This window comes from Candidatus Omnitrophota bacterium, assembly GCA_028693815.1.
GTDB lineage: Bacteria > Omnitrophota > Gorgyraeia > Zapsychrales > Aceulaceae > Aceula.
Genome location: JAQUUP010000051.1, coordinates 1 through 2,688 on the forward strand (window position 1 = coordinate 1; position 2,688 = coordinate 2,688).

1 protein-coding gene is annotated in these 2,688 nt (G+C 33.6%); it reads left to right on the forward strand.

Annotation, left to right across the window (positions count from 1 at the left end; translation table 11 throughout):
* Nucleotides 1-210 precede the first annotated feature (210 nt).
* The gene (locus tag PHY73_08830; protein MDD3375806.1) at nt 211-2,670 is read left to right on the forward strand and encodes a type I restriction-modification system subunit M; all 2,460 of its coding nucleotides are present in this window, start codon (nt 211-213) and stop codon (nt 2,668-2,670) included.
* The last annotated feature ends 18 nt before the right edge of the window (nt 2,671-2,688 follow it).

The window sequence follows — 2,688 nt, forward strand, 5'->3', positions numbered from 1 at the left end:
AACTTATGTTATTATTCCAGAAATTTAATTCATATTTGTAGCCATTTTTAATCAATGTTCTAAATTCTTTTATGGTAATTTTCATAGTAATTTTAATATTGCAATAAGTATAATTTATTGTATAATGATGTTAGCAAATGATTGGCAATAAATCAATAAATAAGGTAATGCTTTAAAAAATAATAAAAAAGTGCTACTATTTATTCAATTATGACAAAGATAACTTTATCCCAACTTGAAACTCATTTATTCCATGCTGCAGATATTTTGCGAGGCAAAATGGATGCATCTGAATACAAAGAATATATTTTTGGTATGCTTTTTTTGAAGCGTGTTTCAGATCAATTCGATGTTTATCAAAAAGAAGTTAAGCAAAAATTAGAAAAAGCGGGAATAAAAGGAAAAGAATTAGAAAAACAAATTGAAGACCCAATTTTGTATGGTGATAGTTTTTTTGTACCAGAAAAAGCAAGATGGGCAAAGCTTTTAGATATTAAAGAAGACGCTGGCAATCAACTCAGTATAGCTCTCGGTGCACTCGAAGAATACAATGAAGTGCTTGATGGTGTACTAAAAAATATCGACTTTAACGCCAAAAAAGGAAAGACAAAATTAAAAGACGAACAACTTGTCAGCCTTATTCACCACTTCAATAAATATCGTCTTACGAATGATGATTTTGAATTTCCCGATCTTCTTGGAGCGGCTTACGAATATCTAATCAAGGATTTTGCAGATAGTGCTGGTAAAAAGGGTGGGGAATTTTATACACCATCGCAAGTAGTAAAAACATTGGTCCGTCTTATAAGGCCGGATTCTGGCATGGAAGTGTATGATCCGACCTGTGGTTCTGGAGGAATGCTTATTCAATCAAAACAGTATCTCGAAGAACAAGGAAAACTCAATGCAATCGGTATCAACGGCCGCCGAGGTATTTCTCTATATGGACAAGACAACAATGGAACAGTCTGGGCAATTTGTAAGATGAATATGATTTTACACAACATTAAAGATGCGCAAATTGACAATGAAGACACACTTGAACATCCACAATTTATTGAAAACGGCTATATTAAGAAATTTGACCGGGTAATTGCAAATCCACCATTTTCTCAGAATTATAGCCGTCAGAATATGGAATACCCACAACGATTTCGTTATGGATGGGCTCCTGAAACTGGCAAAAAAGCTGATTTAATGTTTGTGCAACATATGATATCATCTCTTAAAGAAAACGGCGTGATGGCAACTATTATGCCTCATGGTGTGCTTTTCCGTGGTGGTGCAGAAAAATCAATTCGTGAAGGAATGGTAAGAGATAATATTATAGAAGCGATTATCGGACTTCCTCAGCATCTCTTTTACGGCACAGGCATTCCGGCATGTATTTTGGTTATTAATAAAAACAAGCCCAAAGAACTAAAAGATAAAATATTATTTATAAACGCCGATGGTGAATTTGGTGAAGGTCGCAATCAAAACTATTTACGTCCCGAAGATATTGAAAAAATTAGTTTTGTCTTTGATCATAAAACAGAAATTTCAAAATATTCTCGCTTAATAGATATCAAGAAAATCGAAGAAAATGAATTTAACCTAAATATCCGCCGTTATGTAGATAATTCTCCTGAACCAGAGATTGAAGATGTTCGAGCGCATTTGACTGGTGGAATACCAAAACGAGAAGTTTCTCTGTATAAAAAAGAATTTACTAAATATGGAATTGAAGACAAAGATTGTTTAACCGACAAAGATGCGGATTATTTTGCTTTTCAGAATATTTTTACAGAAAAAAATATTATTCGTGAACACATTTATAAGCACGCACAAGTTTTGACTATTGATGAAAAAATGAACGAAGCACTTTTGACATGGTGGCAGGAGGCACAAAAAGAAATTGAGAAATTTCCCAAAAACAACGGCGTGGCAGAATTTCGTCGCGAATTTATCGAAAAATTTAAACAACAATTTAATAAAATTGATGTGCTTGATGACTTTCAAGAAGCTGGGATTTTTGTGAATTGGTGGGAAGCTATCAAATACGATCTCAAGACCATTGTTGCTGTTGGTTGGAGTCCGTCGCTTATTCCTGATGACTATATCAAGCAGGCATTTTTTACAGATGAAGTGGAATCAATAGAAAAAATCGAAGGAAAAATCTCCGAACTAGACGGTGAGCTTTCTGATATTTTGGAAACGGTAGAAATGGAAGCAGATGAAGATGGCGAGGAAGAAGAAAAAACTGCTAAGAATGTAAAAAATTATCTCAGGGCGCAAATTAAAAATCTCAGAGAAACCAGCACGGATTCTTCACTCAAAGAAGTCAAAGAGTTTGAAAAAATCATCAAAGATATTGAAGCTAAAGAAAAAGAAGTCAAAGACACTAAGAAAGAATTGAAAGATCAAGAAAAAACACTCACACAAAAGATTGAAGCCAAAAAGCTTTTCTTTGTCGAAGAAGAAGCCAAGAAATTAATTTTAAAAAAGTTGTTTAATGGAATTCAAAGCGAGATGGAGCGATATTTAAATGCCGAAAAGAAAAAGATTGTCTCAATTTTTGAAAAACTTTGGGATAAATATCAAGTATCACTGACTGACATCACTAACGAGCGTGATGTGGCAGCTACAAAGCTTAATGAGTATCTGACTAAACTTAACTATTTGAAATAATTATGGCAGTTACTGATA